We start from the raw sequence: 17,525 nt of genomic DNA on the forward strand, positions 1-17,525 counted from the left end.
TCAGTCGCTGCGCTCCCTCGCTTCGTCGCTCCAGAACCGAGCCGGGCCGCGAACTGGGTGTATGCGCTTGAAGCGGACTCTCTTTCATCGGCTTGCTCCTACGTGGCGGCGGCGATGCCGGTCGATCTGCATGCGCACGTCGTCGGAGATGGTCGGCTCGGACTCCAGCAGCAGATCCAGGCGGGCCAGATCGGCGCCGACGAACAACTCGCGCACGGTGACGCCGTGCGCGGGCAGGTGCACCAGCCGCACCTCGTCGCCCGCGCCGATGGTGCCCTCCGTCAGTACCCGGAAATAGGCGCCCGTATTCGCCTGTGCGGTGAACCTTTTCACCCACTGCTGCTCACCGGTCCAGCGCTGGAAGGTGGCGCACGGCACGCGCGGCGCGGACACCTCCAGCACGGTGTCGCCGATGGCCCAGCGACTGCCGAGCACCGCATCGCTCACCGGAATGCCGCTGATGCGCAGGTTTTCGCCGAACCAGCCGACCGCGAGCTCGCGGTCCAGTTCGGCCGCCCAGTGCTGCGCATCCTCTTCGGCATAGGCGTAGACGGCCTGATGGACGCCGCCGTGATGCTCGGTATCGCAGACGTGATCGCCCTCGAGACCCAGCGCCCGCACCGGAACCCGGTGCGGCACCGGACGTTTGTCGATGGCGGTGCGACCCACTCGCCCGGCGTCCTCGAGTTCCTCGTGCACCACACACACGGCGAGCACTCGGCCGGCGAGTGCGTTCATCGGCCGCGCAGCCTTTCGACGGCGAGCCGGCCGGCCTGCGGTTCATCGTGCGCGGGAACGGAATCCGGGTCGATCGACGCCGCGCAGGGGCCCGCCTCGAGCGGGGTGTCCGCGGGGACATTGCGTTTGACCAGCGCCAGCGCGATCGGGCCGAGCTCGTAGTGGTCGATCACGGTGCCCAGCACGCCCACGGCGCGACCGCCGGCCGTCACCGCGTCACCGGGGGCCGGGCGGGAGTCGGCGGAGCCGTCCAGGTGCAGCAGCACCAGATTTCGCGGGGGCTTGCCGAGATTGTGGACGCGGGCCACCGTCTCCTGACCGCGATAGCAGCCCTTGTTCAGGTGCACGGCCCCGTGCTCGTCGATGCCGCCGACCCAGTTCGCCTCGTGCGGAATGGTGCGGTCATCGGTGTCGATGCCGATGCGCGGGCGCAGGGCCGCCACCCGCAGCGCCTCGAAGGTCCAGCTGCCGGCGGCCTCCACCCCGGCCTCCCGCAGCCGCGTCCACCAGCTGAGCAGCTGCGCGCGGGGGACGAGCAGATCGAAGGAATCGGCGGTGGGCCAGGGCATCCGGCGGACGAAACCGCCGCCGGGCAGCGCCACCGCCTGATAGACCTCGGGAAGGCTTGCGATGCCCAATGTTTCAGCGGTGATGCGCGGACCCAGCAGGCTCAGGAGCGCGTGGTCGGGGGCGGCCTCGGGTTTGGCGTCCGCCCAGAAGACCATCTTCTGCAGGAAGCTCAGCAGGTCCGGCCCGCGCTCGGCCTCGGTATCGATCCACACCGTGCCGTCCAGCTCGGTGAGCACGAAGTGGTGCAGCACCCGGCCGTTCAGATCCAGATCCAGATTCTCGGCGGACTGTCCGTCCCGCAGATCGGCCACGGCCTGACTGGAGATGGTGTGCAGCCAGGTCAGGCGCTCTTTACCGGTGATGCTGAGGACGAAACGATGCGATCTGTCCACCACCGCCGCACGCTGAACCGCGGCGCGCTGCTCACCCAGTGGATCCCCGTAATGCCACGCGACCGCCGCATCCGGTGACTCGGGCGGCCCCGCGACAGCCCCTGGAACCTGCAGAATCGGACTGGGTGCTACCTCGAAGGACACCACCCCACCCTAGCGGTGTCTGATTTCCGCCGCCTGCGGCGTCGCGGGTTCGCCGCGCCCCGGGCCGCGGTTCAATTCTCTTCCGAGAGCTGGACGGGCTCGGCATATCCGCGTGAATCACCCGGTCGTGAGGGGTATCGAGGGTGATCTGTATGGCGGGGTTGTCGGGACCGGGTGGCCGGATATCGCTCGATATTGTGGCGTCTGTCCTAGGCTCGCCTGCATGGTGGAACGGGTTTTGGTGACTATCGACGGCGCGATCCGGGATCCGGACGCGCCGCTTCTTTATGCGGACGATATCGGCGCACTGCGTGGTGACGGCATATTCGAGACGGTGCTGGTCCGGGGTGGTACGCCCTGTGCACTGGAGTTGCATCTGGCTCGACTACGCCGCTCGGCGGAGGCCTTGGAACTGCCCGCGCCGGATCTCGAGGCGTGGCGGTTCGCGGTGGAACTGGCGGCCGAGGAGTGGGGCGCCGAGCGCGAGGGACTGCTGCGGATGGTGCTCACCCGCGGGCGTGACAGCGATCACGCGAAAGCTAATAGCAAATCAACAGCTAATGCCGGTGGTGGACTCTCCGGCTCCGAACCCGCCACTACCGGTTACGTTTTGGTCGTCCCGGTGCACGCGCGGGTCGAAACCGCCCGCGCCGAAGGTGTTTCGGTCATCACCCTCTCGCGCGGCATCTCCATCGATCTCGCGCAGGCCGCGCCCTGGCAGTTGCTCGGCGCCAAAACCCTCTCGTACGCAACGAATATGGCGGCGCTGCGCTTCGCCCAGCGGATGAACGCCGATGATGTGATCTTCACCAGCACCGAGAACCGGGTGCTGGAGGGTCCGCGCTCGACAGTGGTTGTGGCACGCGGGAATCAGCTGGTCACCCCGCCTGCCCGCAATGGCGTCCTGCCCGGCACCACGCAGCGCGCGCTGTATGTGCAGGCCGAGAAGGCGGGCTGGGACTGCCGCTACGAGCCGCTGTTCACCGCCGATCTGATTACCGCCGACAGTGTCTGGATGCTGTCGAGCGTGACCCTGGCGGCCCGGGTGAAATCACTGGACGGACTGCGTTTGTCGGCTCCGGAGAATGCCCCCGAGATCGCGGCGCTGGTGGATCGCGGCATCGCGCTGCCGGGCAGTGCCGTCGACTGGTAGTCCGTATTCTTCGCTGATCGAACCCGATCATCGCCACGTCGGAAGGTGGTGATCGGGCGCGCAGGGAGCGCGGTATCACAGTCCAGCTAATTTGTGGCGTACTGTGGCGCGGCACATGTTGATCTGAAGTTCGTAAGGCGTACTGTCTGGTACTACGTCATGTCGTAGATCGGCTGGAGGTCGGATGAGCGTCGTGGATCTAGCGCGCTGGCAGTTCGGAATCACCACCGTCTATCACTTCATCTTCGTGCCGCTCACCATCGGTCTGGCGCCACTGGTAGCGGGCATGCAGACCGCATGGGTGATTACGGGCAAAGAACACTGGTACCGCCTCACCAAATTCTTCGGGAAGCTGTTCCTGATCAATTTCGCGCTGGGCGTCGCCACCGGCATCGTGCAGGAATTCCAGTTCGGCATGAGCTGGAGCGAATACTCCCGCTTCGTCGGCGATGTGTTCGGCGCACCGCTGGCCATGGAGGCGCTGGTCGCGTTCTTCATGGAGTCGACCTTCCTCGGCCTGTGGATCTTCGGCTGGACCCGATTGTCGAAAAAGGTGCACCTGGCCTGCATCTGGCTGGTCGCCATCGGCACCAATGCCTCGGCGTACTTCATCGTCGCGGCCAACTCGTTCATGCAGCACCCGGTCGGCGCGGAGTACAACCCGAAGACCGGACGCGCTGAGCTGCACGACATCTGGGCGGTGCTCGGCAACAACACCACGGTCGCCGCCTTCCCGCACGTGATCGCCGGAGCCTTCCTCACCGCGGGCACCTTCGTGGCCGGTGTCGCGGGCTGGTGGATGGTCCGCAAGGCCCGCCAGGTGGAGACCACCGGCGATCTTGCGCCGACCGAGGAGGCCCGCACCATGTGGCGGCCGGCTGCCCGGCTCGGGCTGTACGTCGTCCTGGTCGCCGCTGTCGCACTGGTTTTCACCGGCGATGTCCAGGGCAAGCTCATGTTCAAACAGCAGCCCATGAAGATGGCGTCGGCGGAATCGCTGTGCCACACCGAAACCGATCCGGACTTCTCGGTGCTCACCATCGGCACGCACAACAACTGCGACAGCGTCACCCACCTCATCGAGGTGCCCTACGCCCTGCCGTGGCTGGCCGAGGGCAAGTTCACCGGTGTGACCCTGGACGGTGTAAAGGACCTGCAGCTGTCGTACAACGAGAAGTACGGCGTCGGCGACTACCGGCCCAACCTGTTCGTCACCTACTGGACCTTCCGGGCCATGATCGGCCTCATGGCAGGCTCGATCCTGTTGGCGCTGGTCGGATTCTGGGTCACCAGGGGCGGCCGGGTGCCGAATCAGCGGTGGTTCTCCTGGTTGTCGCTGATCTGCATTCTGACGCCGTTCTTCGGCAATATCTCCGGCTGGATCTTCACCGAGATGGGCCGGCAGCCCTGGGTGGTCGCACCCAATCCGACCGGTGACCCGCACATTCGATTGACGGTGCAGCAGGGCGTCTCCGGCGTCACCGCGGGCACCATCGTCACCTCGCTGGTCGTCTTCACGCTGCTCTACGGTCTGCTCGCGGTCGCCTGGTTCTACCTCATGCGCCGCTATGTGGTCGAGGGCCCGGAACAGCCGGCCCCGGACACCCCGCGCATGACCGGGGACAACGTCGACAAGCTTTCCTTCGCCTACTAGGAGCCCAGGATGAGTCTCCCCGAATTCTGGTTTCTACTGATCACCGTGCTGTTCACCGGCTACTTCGTGCTGGAGGGCTTCGACTACGGGGTCGGCATGCTCATGCCGATCCTGGGCCGGGGTTCCGAAGTGCGAAAGCGCGTGGTGCTCAACACCATCGGGCCGGTATGGGATGGCAACGAGGTGTGGCTGCTCACCGCGGGCGGTGCGCTGTTCGCGGCCTTCCCGGAGTGGTACGCCAGCCTGTTCTCCGGGTTCTACCTGGCGCTGCTGCTGATCCTGGTCGGCTTGATCGCCCGCGCCTGCGCCATCGAATGGCGCAGCAAGATCGACGACGACCGCTGGCGGCTCGGCTGCGATATCGGCATCGGCCTCGGCTCCTGGATTCCGGCTCTCGCCTGGGGTTTGGCCTTCGCCAATATCGTGCGCGGCGTAAAGCTCAACGAGCACAGGCAGATCGGCGGCAATCTGCTCGATCTGCTGAACCCGTACGCACTGCTCGGCGGGCTCACCACCCTGCTGCTGTTCCTGCTGCACGGTGCGCTGTTCATCGTGCTAAAGACCGGCAACGAGGTGCGTGACGAGGCACAGGCCCTGGTGCGCAAGCTGTTCGTGCCCACCGCGGTGGTGGTGGCGGCCTTCGGTATCTGGACCCAGCTCGCCTACGGTAAGGGCTGGACCTGGATTCCGCTGGTACTGGCCGTGATCGGGCTGTTGGTCGCGGGATTCGCGGCCACCCAGGGTCGCGACGGCTGGGCCTTCGCGGGCACCGCGCTCACGATCATCGGGGCCACGGTGCTGCTGTTCGGATCGCTCTTCCCGAATGTGCTGCCCTCCACCATCGATTCGGCCTTCAGCCTCAGCGTGGACGGTCGCGGCGGCACCATCTCGGCGTCCTCCACGCACTACACGCTGGTGGTCATGAGCTGGGTGGCGGTGGCCATGGTTCCGGTGGTGCTGATCTACCAGGCCTGGTCGTACTGGGTCTTCCGGCAGCGCCTGACCATCGAGCAGATCCCGGCGCCGATCGGACTGCCGATGGGGGCACCGCGCGGCTAGCTCGGCACGCAGTTGTTTCGACTATTTCGACACTGAATCCGACAGTACGGAACCGAAGAGATGGCACGACCGGTAGACCCGCGCCTGTGGCGGTACGCCCGCTCGGCACGCACTTATCTCACGCTGAGCGTCGGCCTGTCGCTGGTGATCACGAGCTGCATCGTGGTCGCGGCCCTGGCCCTGGCGCGGGTCCTCGCCGGAGTCGTCACCGATCCGTCGCGGCGCCATATCGGCTCGTGGACAGTCGAACTGGTGATCTTCGCCGCCGCGGTGCTGTGCCGGGTCACCGCCACCTGGTGGCAGTCCCGGCTCGCGCATCGGGCCGGGGCCGAGGTCGTCGCCGAGCTGGAGACCGCCGTCCTGCGCGCCGGGGCCGGGCTGCCGCCTCGCGAATTGGAGCGGCGCCGTACGGAATTGGCCGTCGTGGTCGGGTCCGGATTGAACGGGCTGCGCGCCTATCTCGCCGGATACCTTCCTGCACTGCTGCTTTCGATGTTGGTGCCGCCGATCGTGCTGGCGGTCATCGCCGTTCACGACTGGGTCTCCGGACTGATCATCGTGATCACCCTGCCGCTCATCCCGGTTTTCATGATCCTCATCGGGCTGCTCACGCAGGGGCGGTCCAAGGACACCCTGGCGGCCACCACCCGGCTCTCGGATCAACTGCTGGATCTGTTCGCGGGCATGCCGACCCTGCGGGCGCTGGGCCGGGAGACCGGTCACTCCGACTCGGAGGCAGGCGAGGATGCCGCCCGCACCACCATGCGGCACCGCGTCCGCGACCTCGGCGACGATCTGCATCGGCGCACCATGGCCGCCTTGCGCATGGCATTCCTGTCCTCGATGGTGCTGGAGGCGCTCGCCACGCTGTCCGTGGCGCTGGTCGCGGTCTCCATCGGCCTGCGCCTGGTGTACGGCGATATGGGTCTGCACGCGGGACTGCTGGCGCTCGTCCTCGCCCCCGAGGTGTACCTGCCGCTGCGCGCGGTGGGGGAGCGCTTCCACGCGGCTCAGGACGGAATGGCCGCCGCCGACAAGGCTTTCGCGGTCCTCGACCCGCAGGCTGAGACGGAAGCCGCCGCGGATCGCCCCGAGGCCGGTGTGCGCACCGATCGGGAATTCCACGGCCGCATCGAGATTCGGAACCTGTCCGTCACGGCCCGTGAGGGCGCCGCGCCCGATGCACTGTCCGCCGTACTGCGTCCCGGCGCGGTCACCGTACTCACCGGCCCGAACGGCAGCGGTAAATCCACCGCGCTGCAGGCGATCCTGGGTCTCATCACCCCCGACGCGGGCGACGTCCTGGCGGACGGCGCCCCCGTCCCCGCCCTCGATCCCGGGCAGTGGTGGTCCCGCCTGGCCTGGCTGCCGCAGCGCCCCGTACTCGTCCCCGGCACGCTCCGCGCCAACCTCGAACTCCTCGGCCCGCCCGCCGACCCCGCTCAACTCGACGAAGCCTGCCGCGCAACCGGATTCGACACCGTCCTGGCGGATATGCCCGACGGCTGGAACACCCTGGTCGGCACCGGAGGCCTCGGCCTCTCACTCGGCCAGCGCCAGCGCCTGGCCCTCACCCGCACCCTGGCCGCCGACCGCTCCGTCCTCCTCCTCGACGAACCCACCGCCCACCTCGACGCCGCCGCCGAAGCGAGCGTCCTACAGGCATTGATCGCCCGAGCCCGAGCCGGCGCCACCGTAGTGATAGTCGGCCACCGCCCCGCCATCCTCGCCATCGCCGACCACCTTGTCCCTGTCCACGCCACCTCCGCCGCAACACAATCGGAGCCTGGTGCCCGCTTGCAGAAGTCGCCTGTCAGCGCCGTCGCGCAGACGAACGACGCAGGCGTACCCGGCGACGAAGCCGGCGGTGAGGGCGGCGCTCCAGAACCTGCTGCGGTGGACACAGCCGCGGGTGTGCACCCCGCAGCTCGCGGGGAATCCGCGACGCCCGGCGAACTGGATGTGCCGGCCGCCGCTGATTGTGTGCTGAGCGTGGCCCACTCGTCTCGCCCGGCGGCAGGGCCACCCGACGCGAGTGGCCTGGGGACGTCTGTGGATAAGTCGGAGGTGGGGGCTCGATGAGCGCCGCACCGGCCGGATGCCGACGGATTCGAGGCGTGATCTACGTCGTCGCGGCAGCGGCGGCCGTCGCGCTGGGGATGGCTGTGGATAACTCTGAAGTAGGTGTGCGATGAGTGGGGTGCTGGCGGATTTCCGGCGGATTCGGGGGCTGCTCGAATTATCGCGCGGGCGAATGGCTTTGTCGGTGGCCTGGGGGGTGGCGGCGCTCGGGAGTGGGCTCGGGCTGGCTGCGCTGGCGGCGTGGTTGATCGCGCGGGCCTGGGAGATGCCGCCGGTGCTCGATCTGAGCATTGCGGTGGTGACCGTGCGGGCGCTGGGGATTTCGCGCGGGCTGTGCCGGTATCTGGAGCGGCTGGCCACGCATGATGTGGCGCTGCGGTCCATGAGTCTGGCGCGCACCAGCATCTACGGCACGCTTGCGGCGGCGGATATCTGGCGGCCTCGGCGGACCGGCGAGCACGTCGAGGCAGTGGCGTCGAATGCCGCATCGCTCGATGGCAGCGGCGGTTCGCAGGCCGGAGGCAGTGCGCCGCAGGGGGATCCGACGCGATTGCGCAAGGGTGAACTGCTGGGGCGGGTCGGGGCGGATATCGATGATCTCGGCGCCGTGGTGGTGCGGGCCTTCGTTCCCATTGTGGTGGCGCTGGTGATTTCGGTGCTCGCGGTCGGGCTGCTGGCGAGCATCTCGGTGCCCGCGGCCGTCATTCTCGCTGCGGCGCTGGCGGTTTCCGGGATCATCGCGCCGTGGATGTCGGCACGCGCCGCGAGCGAGGCCGAGGTGGCCGTGCGCGCCGACCGCACCGAATTCACGGCCGAGGCGTGGACGGTTCTCGACCACGCTCCCGAATTGCGGGTCGCCGGAAGGCTTTCCGAGGCGATCGCGACGGCGGAGCGGGCCGGGCAGCGCGCGGTCGCCGCCGAGGACCGGGCCGCCGCCCGCAGCGCCTGGTCGGCCGCGGTGCTGCCGCTCGCCATCGGCGCGAGCGTGCTGGGGTCACTGCTCATCGGAATCGCGCTGTACGGCAACGGTTCCGGCCTTGCCTTCAAGGGTTTCCAGACGGTCTCGCCCGGCGGCATCACGCCCATGGCCTTCGCGGTCCTGGTGCTGGTCCCGCTCTCGGCCTTCGAAGCGGTCGCGGTGCTCCCGGCCGCCGCACAGGCCCTCACCACCGGCCGCGCCGCCCTGCACCGCCTGGCCCGCCTCGAACAGTCCGAATCCGCCGATCCCGCACTCGATCTCCCCCCGCTCCCGGAGGGCCGCCGTATTGCCGTCACCGGCCCCAGCGGCGCGGGCAAGACCACCCTGCTCATGTCCTGGGCGGGCCTGTTCGACACCCCCCGCCCCGGCATCACCTTCTTCGCCGAGGACGCCCATCTCTTCGGCACCACGGTCCTGGAGAACCTGCGGGTGGCCCGCGGCGACATCACCGCGCCGGAGGCCGACAGCGCCCTGCGCGCAGTCGGAGCCGGTGACTGGCTGGACTCGCTGCCGGACGGCGTCGACACCGATCTGATCGGCGGTGCGGCAGCGGTTTCCGGTGGTCAGCGCCGCCGGCTCCTGCTCGCCCGGGCCCTGCTCTCCCCGGCCCGGGTGCTGCTGCTGGACGAGCCCACCGAACATCTGGAGGCCGAAGCGGGCGCGGACCTGCTGCGCCGCCTCCTCGACGTATCCAGCGGCCTGGTGGACCCCGACCGGACCGTTGTGGTTGTCACGCACCAGCTTCCCCCGGAGCAGCACGCCGACACCCTCGTCCGGGTCGCCGCGAACGGCACCGTCACCATCGACCGTTTTATTCCCGCAAACCAGCATTGACCTGGTATTTCGCGGAGCGGGAAAATACGTTGCCGCATGCCGCGAACACGACTACTTTCGTCTGTACACAGGAAGGAGGTGGTTCGAATAATGAGTAATTCGAGGACGCGTGAGGTGGCTGCCAGCTAGGCGCCATCGCCGCAACGGATTCTCGTAGCGCGAACGCTGAGCGAATCCCAGGCAGTCACCCGGCCCCTGAGTCCCAGATCTTGTCCGATCTGGATCGCGTGAGTTGCATCCGCGATATGACTCAGGGGTCGTTCCTGTTTCAGGGGAACAGTCGAAAGTGACTGTGGATCAATCGAAGTGGCGGAGAATCAGCCAATGTAGCGCTTGAGACGGGCAGAAAGCCGCGGCTCGAGTGCGCCGTCCGGAGCGATGCGCTCCTCGACGTAACCCAGATCGCCGCCCTCGACAATGCCGTAGAGGCGCTTGGCCCCGCCCACGACAATGCCGGACTGGCTGCGAATGACCACGTCCGTGGCGAGTTCCCAGGAGGACTGGGTCAGGGCCTGGCCGTAGAACAGCTCGACGATTCCGGAGGCGTGCGTGAGCAGCAGCTCCAGCACCTCGTCGTCACCGTCGATGCCGACCCGCCAGAAACCGCTCTCGCGCAGATCCGGGCCCGCGTACTCGCCCTCGGTATCGATGACCCAGGAACGCGCTTCCCAGGTGAGATAGTCGCCACCGTCGTGCGACACGATGATCTGCTGACCGAAGCGGTAATCGCCGGTCTCGGGATCGTTGCCCTCACCCTCACCGCGCCACACGCCCACCAGGGGCAGCAGTGCGAGCATGGAGGAGCTCAGGTCCGGACCCTGCCGCAGATTCGCGGTATCGATGGGTAGCGGAAGGTCAGGGAGCGAGGGGATGTTCGCGGCGGCCGTCACCTTGGCGCGCTCGGCGGCCTCGGCCACGGCCTGGTCACCACTGCGGCGAGCGGCGAGCTCATCGCGCGCGACATCGTCACGGCTCGCGGAAGCGTCCCGTGTCGCCGCGTCATCCGTATGTTTGACGTTCTCGCTCGCCGACTCGCTCACGACTCGGTGAACAGCCGGTAGAGAACGTACAGACCGAACCAGGCGATCAGCACGGAGACGAGAACCAGCAGAATCTCGAAGGTAAGCACCACGAATCGGATTCTAATCGCACGCCGTCGGAGACGCGAAAACGGCCCCGCGTCCGGACGCGAAAACGGCCCCGGGAAATGAATCCCGGGGCCGTTCCGATGAATTCGCTTACTTGGCGACGACGACATCCAGGTTGTGGATGCCGTTGCCCTCCGGCGCGAGCTCGGCGGTGCCGTTGCCCGATGCGGACAGCGCGCGAATGGTCCACGAGCCCGGCGCCGCGAAGAAGCGGAAGTCGCCGGTGCCCGACGCCACGACCTCGGCGGTGAAATCGCCGTTGCCGTCCAGCAGGCGGACGAACGCGCCACCGACGGTCTGGCCGTCAGCGGTCAGGACGCGGCCGGTGATGACCGTCTCCTTCTCGACGTCGACGCCGGCCGGAATGGCCTGACCCTGGGTAGGTGCTGCACACATATTTATTACGCTCCCAACTCGATCGGTGCACCGACGAGGGAGCCGTACTCGGTCCAGCTCCCGTCGTAGTTCTTGACGTTCTTGTGGCCCAGCAGCTCCTGCAGCACGAACCAGGTGTGCGAGGAACGCTCGCCGATGCGGCAGTAGGCGATGGTCTCCTTCTCGCCGTCCAGGCCCGCTTCCTTGTACAGGGCAGCCAGGTCCGCATCGGACTTGAAGGTGCCGTCCTCGTTCGCGGCCTTGGACCACGGCACGTTGATGGCGGTCGGGATGTGGCCGGGACGCTGCGACTGCTCCTGCGGCAGGTGAGCCGGGGCCAGGATCTTGCCGGAGAACTCGTCGGGCGAGCGCACGTCGACCAGGTTCTTGGTGCCGATGGCGTTGATGGCCTCGTCGCGGAACGCGCGGATGGTCAGATCCTGCTCGCTCGCCTTGTAGGCGGTGGCCGGGCGGACCACGACATCCTTGACCAGCGGGCGGCCGTCGAGCTCCCACTTCTTGCGGCCACCGTCGAGCAGCTTCACGTCCTGGTGGCCGTACAGCTTGAAGTACCAGTAGGCGTAGGCCGCGAACCAGTTGTTGTTGCCGCCGTACAGCACCACGGTGTCATCGTTGCCGATGCCGCGGGTGGAGAGCAGATCGGAGAACTGCTCGCGATTGACGAAGTCGCGACGGACCTGGTCCTGCAGATCCTTCTTCCAATCGAGCCGGACAGCACCCTCGATATGGCCCAGGTCGTAAGCCGAGGTGTCCTCGTCGACCTCTACGAGGACGACTCCGGGCGTGTTCAGGTTCTCTTCGACCCAGTCTGCGGAGACCAGGACATCGGAGCGAGCCATGTTGTTCCTTTCGAGGTGGTGCCGGGGTCAGGCGTTGGAATTGGCGGAGGTCGGCACGGTCTTGAACCGTGCGACGAGGGGGTAGATCTTGCAGCCCAGGCAGATGCCGAAGGCCGCATTGAGGAAGGCCGCGAACAGGGCGAAACCGGTGAAGATCGCACCGGCGACCGGGCTGCCGGCCGCGAATCCGATCACGCCGAGCACCGCGAACAGCAGGCCGACCAGCTGCGCGAACCGCAGCGGCGCAACAGGTTCCAGCTCAGCGGGCGGACCCACGCGCGGCGCGACCAGGGCGCCGTAGATGCGGCCGTACGGACTGCGCCGCGGACCCCATGCCGCGCCGAGTCCGAACACCACGGCCTGTACGGCCAGCAGCACGGCGGCGGCGGGAACGGAGAAGGTGGCGATGATCAGTACCAGCACCAATACGCCGGTGGTGATCCAGGCGGCGAAACGCGGGCCGCGGACATCGACCTGCCCGGCGGGCGGCCTGGTGGGATTCGGGTTCGACATGCGTAACTCCTGCGCGATGAGGTCTATCGGTCATTTCGCCGGAGGATCGAGACGATCTCTCACACGGCGGACACACCCGGTCGGCGCGAAGAAAAGGGGAACGCGAAAGGCCGACCGGCTAGCGGCACAGGCAGCAACAACCACCGAGCCGGCACAGGTCAACTGTGCGGCGTCGGGTGAGCATCAGCTCGAGGTTGGTTTGCACGAGAGGAAGTTTACCCAATTTTCGGGGGAAATTGGACCCGGGGTCCGTAATACTGGTCACTCGGATTTGCCGGATCCCGCCAATTCGGCCAGTGACCTGCGCAAATCGGGCGCCTTCGGAACGCCGGCGATTCGGAACCTTTCCTGTCCTGCGGCGTCCAGCAGGAAAGTCGTCGGCAGTGACAGCACGTTCAGCGCGCGCGCCAGCGCCGGATTCGCATCGATATCCACCTCGAGGTCCAGCGGGGGAGCCTCGGCCGTGGACAGTTCGGCCACCACATTCGCGACCACCCGGCGCACGGCCGCGCACGGGCCGCACCAATCCGCGGAGAAGTGCAGCACCGTGGGACGACCGGCGAGCACACCGGCGTCGGAAAGCAGTGCGGAGCGGGGGCTTTCGGGCACGACCACCGCGGGTGCGCTGTCTCGGACGCGACCCTCGTTGCGGCGCACCATGATTCCGATACCCGCGGCGGCCACGAGTACGACGGCGAGCACTCCGAGCGCGATCACGGCTGCTGCAATCTGTCCAGATCGACGGTCACATCGCTGCCCTTGCCCTCCACCACGATCTGGCCGCCGCTGGCCTCCACCTTCTGCGGGTGCACGCCGAAGGGCAGGTCGCGGGTATCGATGGTCCGGGTGAACAGCGCCAGCACCCGGGCCTTGTCCGATTCGGGAATCACGGTGACGGGCGAGGCGTCGCTGGTCTGGGTGGCGGCGCCGGGCCCGCGATAGATATCGGTGGCGGTGATGCGGACCTGATCGTCGACCAGCCGCAGATCCGCCAGCACGCTCACGGTCTCACCCTTGGTGCCCGGCACCGCGGGAATGTCGGAGTCCGACAGCGGAATCGTGCCGTTCAGAATGATCGCGCCCGCGGTGGTCATGCCGGAACCGCCGGAACCGCCGGTACCGTCGGACTTGTCGGCGGGCGGGCCGAACACCTGCAGATTGGGAATCTTGAACAGCCGTCCCAGTTCGACCGGTTCGATCCGCATGCGCGCCTCGACCTGATCCACCGGAACGCCGCGCACCTGCCCGTCGACCAGATTGCGCAGCGAGAGATGCACGCCCTTCAGATTCGCCTCGACCATGATCTCGCCCGGAATATCGGGCCGCATGGCACGCGCGCGAATGTCGACGTTCTTGTACTCGTCGTCGAGCGCCTGGGCCGTGAACGGGAATCCGTGGATGGTGACCTCCGGATCCGCGCTGAGATTCGAACCGTCGCGGAGCAACCGTGACACCCGGTACTCGGAATACGCCGCCACCCCGAAGTCGAGCACCACGGCCAGCCCCGCCAGGCAGAGCAGCGTAATGATCAGCCGCCGGAAGGCCATTCCGCGCAGCCCGCCGCGCCGCGACTCCGGCCGGCGCACGGGAGCCGCGGCGGTCTCGTCGAGGACCGGCGGCTGGATGCGGGGCTGGGTTTCGGGCGTGCCCGGTGAGTTACCCATACGGGCACATTATCTTCCGCCGCCCCGGGCGACGACAGATGTGCCCGTCGCCGAGCGCCGAGGCGGCCCTTCTCGAGGGCGCGCTGTGTGATCTCTGAATAGCCAGAGGCCGATACGCTGCCCGGATTGCGTGGCTGTCGGTCCGGACGCGCTAATGTAGCAACCGACTTACCTGTGATAACCAGCATGGAGTCGTGGCATACAGAGCAGTTGCCACACACATGCCAGATGGGATGGAGGGCCCTCCATGGAGCTGCTCCTGCTGACCTCCGACCCCAACCCCGAGGCGGTGCTGCCGTCGCTCGCGTTGCTGCCGCACCATGTGCGGCCTGCGCCGACCGAGGTGGCGTCCCTGCTCGAGGCCGGTTCCGCCGATGTAGCGCTGGTCGATGCCCGCACCGATCTGGCCGCCGCGCGCGGTCTGTGTCGTTTGCTGGGTAGCACCGGATCGTCGGTGCCGGTGGTAGCGGTGCTCACCGAAGGCGGATTGGTTGCGGTGAACGCGGACTGGGGACTGGATGACATCCTGCTGCCCGGGACGGGTCCGGCCGAACTGGACGCCCGCCTGCGACTGCTGGTCGCACGCAACGGTGGCGCCGCCAGTCCGGAGAACACCGGCAAGATCACACTCGGTGAGCTGGTGATCGACGAGGGCACGTACACCGCCCGGCTGCGCGGTCGCCCGCTCGACCTCACCTACAAGGAATTCGAGCTGCTGAAATACCTCGCACAGCATGCCGGCCGGGTCTTCACCCGCGCTCAGCTGCTGCAAGAGGTGTGGGGCTACGACTTCTTCGGTGGCACCCGCACGGTGGACGTCCATGTGCGACGGCTGCGCGCCAAGCTCGGCAGCGAATACGAATCGCTGATCGGCACGGTCCGCAATGTCGGCTACAAGGCGGTGCGCCCGGCGCGTGCGAGCGGTGCGAAGAGCGAGGCGCCCGCGCCCGCCTTTCCCGAGTCCGACGGCACCGATGACTCCGAATTGACCTCGGCGAACGGCATTATCTGATGATTTCCAGCACCGGCCGGCTGTCCCCCGAGACCGCGGCGGAGGTGCGGGGAGTCCTGGAGCGGGCCACGGCCGCGGACGGCGTCGCGCCGGTCTCGGAGCAGGCGGTGCTGTCCCTTGCCACCGACTCTCCGGCGCAGCATCTGGTGGAGCAGTGGGACGGCGCGGTCGCCGGGTACGCGAATGTGACTCCGGCGCACGGGGAACACCCCGCCATGGCGGAGGTCGCGGTCGATCCGCGCAGCCGCCGGCAGGGCCTCGGCGCGGGACTGGTCGCTGCCGCACTGGCCGCCGGCGGCCCGGAGACCCGCGTGTGGGCGCACGGCAATCTGCCGCCCGCGCAGGCGGTCGCGGCCCGGCTCGGACTGCGGGTGGCGCGCGAACTCTGGCAGATGCGACGCGATCTGGCTACTCCTGAGTTACCCGAACTGGTGGTTCCGGCCGGACTCGAATTGCGTACCTACGCGGGGCCTTCCGATGATGCCGAGATCCTGCGCGTCAATGGCGCGGCCTTCTCCTGGCATCCGGAACAGGGCGCCTGGACCGAGCGTGATGTCGAGGCACGGCGCGCGGAATCCTGGTTCGATCCCAAGGGCCTGTTCCTCGCCTTCGATCCGGCCGATCCCGGCCGCATCCTCGGCTTCCACTGGACCAAGGTGCATTTCGACGAGGACCCGCATATCGGTGAGGTCTACGTCGTCGGCGTCGACCCGCAGGCGCAGGGTCGCGGGCTGGGACGCCTGCTCACGCTGGCCGGTCTGCACTACCTCCGGGACCGCGGACTGGGTGCCGTGCTGCTCTATACCGAGGCCGACAATGCGGCCGCGGTGAATACCTATACGAAGCTCGGGTTCGGTCCGGCCCATGTGGACGTGGCCTACGCGGCGGGCTCGTAACCAGTCCCCGTCCCGCTCACCGGCATGCTCTGCAACGATGCGGCAAATGTCACATATCGTGCAGTGCAATCGCGCCGGGTTGTTCATCTCCAGTTCACCTTCCCAGGTCCAGTTGGCTACCAGCCGCCCTTACGTTTCTTTTGGGCAGCATTCAGCTGCCTGGTGCGCTAGTTCGCAGCGAACAGCCGCCACATCACGCCCGTCCGACCGTTGAGGGGTCGAACGTGCAACGTGATTCCCGGAGGAATTGGTGAATCTCAAGCGCAGCAGCGCCCTGCTCGGCGTGTTGGCAGTGGCCAGCACCCTGACCCTGTCCGCCTGTGGCAGCGATAACAACGACTCGTCCACGGGCGCCTCGAAGATCGACGTCGCCTGTGGCGGCAAGTCGGCTCTCAAGGCCAGTGGTTCGACCGCCCAGAAGAACGCGATGGACCGTTTCGTCGCCGCCTACGAGGCCAATTGCAGTAGCGCCAAGCTGGACTACACCGCTTCCGGTTCCGGTGCGGGTGTGAACGAGTTCATCGGCGGCCAGACCGATTTCGCCGGCTCCGACTCGGCGCTGAACCCCAAGGCCGGCGAGCCCGACAAGGCCGCCGCCCGCTGTGGCAGCCCGGCCTGGAACCTGCCGACCGTTTTCGGCCCGATCGCGGTCGCCTACAACGTGCCCGGCATCGACGACCTGGTCCTCGACCCGCCGACCATCGCGAAGATCTTCGACGGTGAGATCAGCACCTGGGACGACGCCCACATCAAGGCGCTGAACACGGCCAAGGCCGACAAGCTGCCGTCGGACAAGATCGGCGTGGTCTTCCGCTCCGACGAGTCCGGCACCACCGACAACTTCCAGAAGTACCTGGAGTCGGCCGGCGGCTGGACCAAGGGCACCGGCAAGGCGTTCCAGGGTGGCATCGGCGAGGGCGCCAAGGGCAGTGACGGCACCTCGGCCGCGATCGCGAACACCAAGTTCACGATCACCTACACCGAGTGGTCCTTCGCCAAGGCGCAGAAGCTCTCCAGCGCTCGCGTGCTGACCGCCGCGACCTCGAACGACCCGAAGCCGGTCGACCTCACCTCGGAGACCGCCGCCAAGGCGATCGACGCGGTCAAGGTTTCCGGCCAGGGCAACGACCTGGTGCTGGACAACAGCTCGATCTACAAGCCCACCACCGGTGGCGCCTACCCGATCATGCTGGCCACCTACGAGATCGTCTGCTCCAAGTACAGCGACGCGGACACCGCGAAGGCTGTCAAGGCGTTCCTGACCTCGGCAGTGGGCAACGGCCAGACCGGTCTGGCGGATGCCGGCTACGTGCCGCTCCCGGACTCGTTCAAGACCAAGCTCACCACCGCGATCAACGCCATTTCCTGATCGACTGATCTGAGAAAAAGACGATGACCGTGCACGACGAAAAGTCCGCGACGGGCCTGTCCGAAACGACCGGCCCGTCGGCG

15 protein-coding genes and 1 pseudogene are annotated in these 17,525 nt (G+C 67.5%); 8 read left to right on the top strand and 8 right to left on the bottom strand.

Features of this window, described 5'->3' with window-relative positions; translation table 11 throughout:
* Positions 1–84: 84 nt before the first annotated feature.
* Positions 85–738 carry an MOSC domain-containing protein gene (locus OG326_RS05320; RefSeq protein WP_327143493.1) on the bottom strand — a complete coding sequence of 218 codons (654 nt, stop codon included), beginning with the start codon at positions 736–738 and terminating at the stop codon, positions 85–87.
* Entirely contained in the window at positions 735–1,844 is a 1,110-nt protein-coding gene (gene ygfZ / locus OG326_RS05325; RefSeq protein ID WP_442790918.1) for a CAF17-like 4Fe-4S cluster assembly/insertion protein YgfZ, read from the bottom strand. The genes OG326_RS05320 and ygfZ overlap by 4 nt, the downstream gene beginning before the upstream one ends.
* A 223-nt stretch (positions 1,845–2,067) precedes the next feature.
* Here ygfZ and OG326_RS05330 point away from each other — a divergent pair, with 223 nt between their 5' ends.
* The 5 genes and pseudogenes from OG326_RS05330 (at position 2,068) to OG326_RS05350 (ending at position 9,605) form a co-directional block, all read left to right on the top strand.
* Positions 2,068–2,997 carry an aminodeoxychorismate lyase gene (locus OG326_RS05330; RefSeq protein WP_327143495.1) on the top strand — a complete coding sequence of 310 codons (930 nt, stop codon included), beginning with the start codon at positions 2,068–2,070 and terminating at the stop codon, positions 2,995–2,997.
* Positions 2,998–3,181: 184 nt separating this feature from the next.
* On the top strand, positions 3,182–4,651 hold the full coding sequence (locus tag OG326_RS05335; RefSeq protein WP_327143496.1) for a cytochrome ubiquinol oxidase subunit I: 1,470 nt from the start codon (positions 3,182–3,184) through the stop codon (positions 4,649–4,651).
* Between the two features lie 9 nt (positions 4,652–4,660).
* Positions 4,661–5,710, top strand: a complete 1,050-nt coding sequence (gene cydB, locus OG326_RS05340; protein ID WP_327143497.1) for a cytochrome d ubiquinol oxidase subunit II — start codon at positions 4,661–4,663, stop codon at positions 5,708–5,710.
* Positions 5,711–5,770: 60 nt separating this feature from the next.
* A pseudogene (gene cydD / locus OG326_RS05345) lies at positions 5,771–7,480 on the top strand (thiol reductant ABC exporter subunit CydD); the annotation flags it as partial.
* Positions 7,481–7,901: 421 nt separating this feature from the next.
* Positions 7,902–9,605, top strand: a complete 1,704-nt coding sequence (locus OG326_RS05350; protein ID WP_327143498.1) for an ATP-binding cassette domain-containing protein — start codon at positions 7,902–7,904, stop codon at positions 9,603–9,605.
* Between the two features lie 317 nt (positions 9,606–9,922).
* Here OG326_RS05350 and OG326_RS05355 read toward each other — a convergent pair whose 3' ends face one another.
* The 6 genes from OG326_RS05355 to OG326_RS05380 all read right to left on the bottom strand — a co-directional run bounded on the left by OG326_RS05355 (position 9,923) and on the right by OG326_RS05380 (position 14,048).
* Positions 9,923–10,522, bottom strand: a complete 600-nt coding sequence (locus tag OG326_RS05355; RefSeq protein ID WP_327146385.1) for an FABP family protein — start codon at positions 10,520–10,522, stop codon at positions 9,923–9,925.
* Positions 10,523–10,843: 321 nt separating this feature from the next.
* Positions 10,844–11,149: a DUF1416 domain-containing protein gene (locus OG326_RS05360; protein ID WP_297623296.1), complete on the bottom strand. Its 306-nt coding sequence runs from the start codon at positions 11,147–11,149 to the stop codon at positions 10,844–10,846.
* A 5-nt stretch (positions 11,150–11,154) separates the two neighbouring features.
* The gene (locus tag OG326_RS05365) at positions 11,155–11,988 is read right to left on the bottom strand and encodes a sulfurtransferase (protein ID WP_327143499.1); all 834 of its coding nucleotides are present in this window, start codon (positions 11,986–11,988) and stop codon (positions 11,155–11,157) included.
* A gap of 27 nt (positions 11,989–12,015) precedes the next feature.
* Positions 12,016–12,501, bottom strand: coding sequence for a DUF4395 domain-containing protein (locus tag OG326_RS05370; protein ID WP_327143500.1), 486 nt, complete (start codon positions 12,499–12,501; stop codon positions 12,016–12,018).
* A 261-nt stretch (positions 12,502–12,762) separates the two neighbouring features.
* On the bottom strand, positions 12,763–13,218 hold the full coding sequence (locus OG326_RS05375) for a TlpA family protein disulfide reductase (RefSeq protein ID WP_327143501.1): 456 nt from the start codon (positions 13,216–13,218) through the stop codon (positions 12,763–12,765).
* Entirely contained in the window at positions 13,215–14,048 is an 834-nt protein-coding gene (locus OG326_RS05380) for an LmeA family phospholipid-binding protein (RefSeq protein WP_327146386.1), read from the bottom strand. The genes OG326_RS05375 and OG326_RS05380 overlap by 4 nt, the downstream gene beginning before the upstream one ends.
* 364 nt (positions 14,049–14,412) lie before the next feature.
* Here OG326_RS05380 and OG326_RS05385 point away from each other — a divergent pair, with 364 nt between their 5' ends.
* The 3 genes from OG326_RS05385 to pstS all read left to right on the top strand — a co-directional run bounded on the left by OG326_RS05385 (position 14,413) and on the right by pstS (position 17,442).
* On the top strand, positions 14,413–15,177 hold the full coding sequence (locus OG326_RS05385; protein ID WP_327143502.1) for a winged helix-turn-helix transcriptional regulator: 765 nt from the start codon (positions 14,413–14,415) through the stop codon (positions 15,175–15,177).
* Positions 15,177–16,073 (top strand): mycothiol synthase, encoded by an 897-nt coding sequence (mshD, locus tag OG326_RS05390; protein WP_327143503.1) that lies wholly within the window; start codon positions 15,177–15,179, stop codon positions 16,071–16,073. The genes OG326_RS05385 and mshD overlap by 1 nt, the downstream gene beginning before the upstream one ends.
* Positions 16,074–16,323: 250 nt before the next feature.
* Complete coding sequence (pstS, locus tag OG326_RS05395; RefSeq protein WP_327143504.1) at positions 16,324–17,442, top strand: phosphate ABC transporter substrate-binding protein PstS; 1,119 nt, start codon at positions 16,324–16,326, stop codon at positions 17,440–17,442.
* Positions 17,443–17,525 lie beyond the last annotated feature (83 nt).

The organism is Nocardia sp. NBC_01327 (genome assembly GCF_035958815.1).
Lineage (GTDB): Bacteria > Actinomycetota > Actinomycetes > Mycobacteriales > Mycobacteriaceae > Nocardia.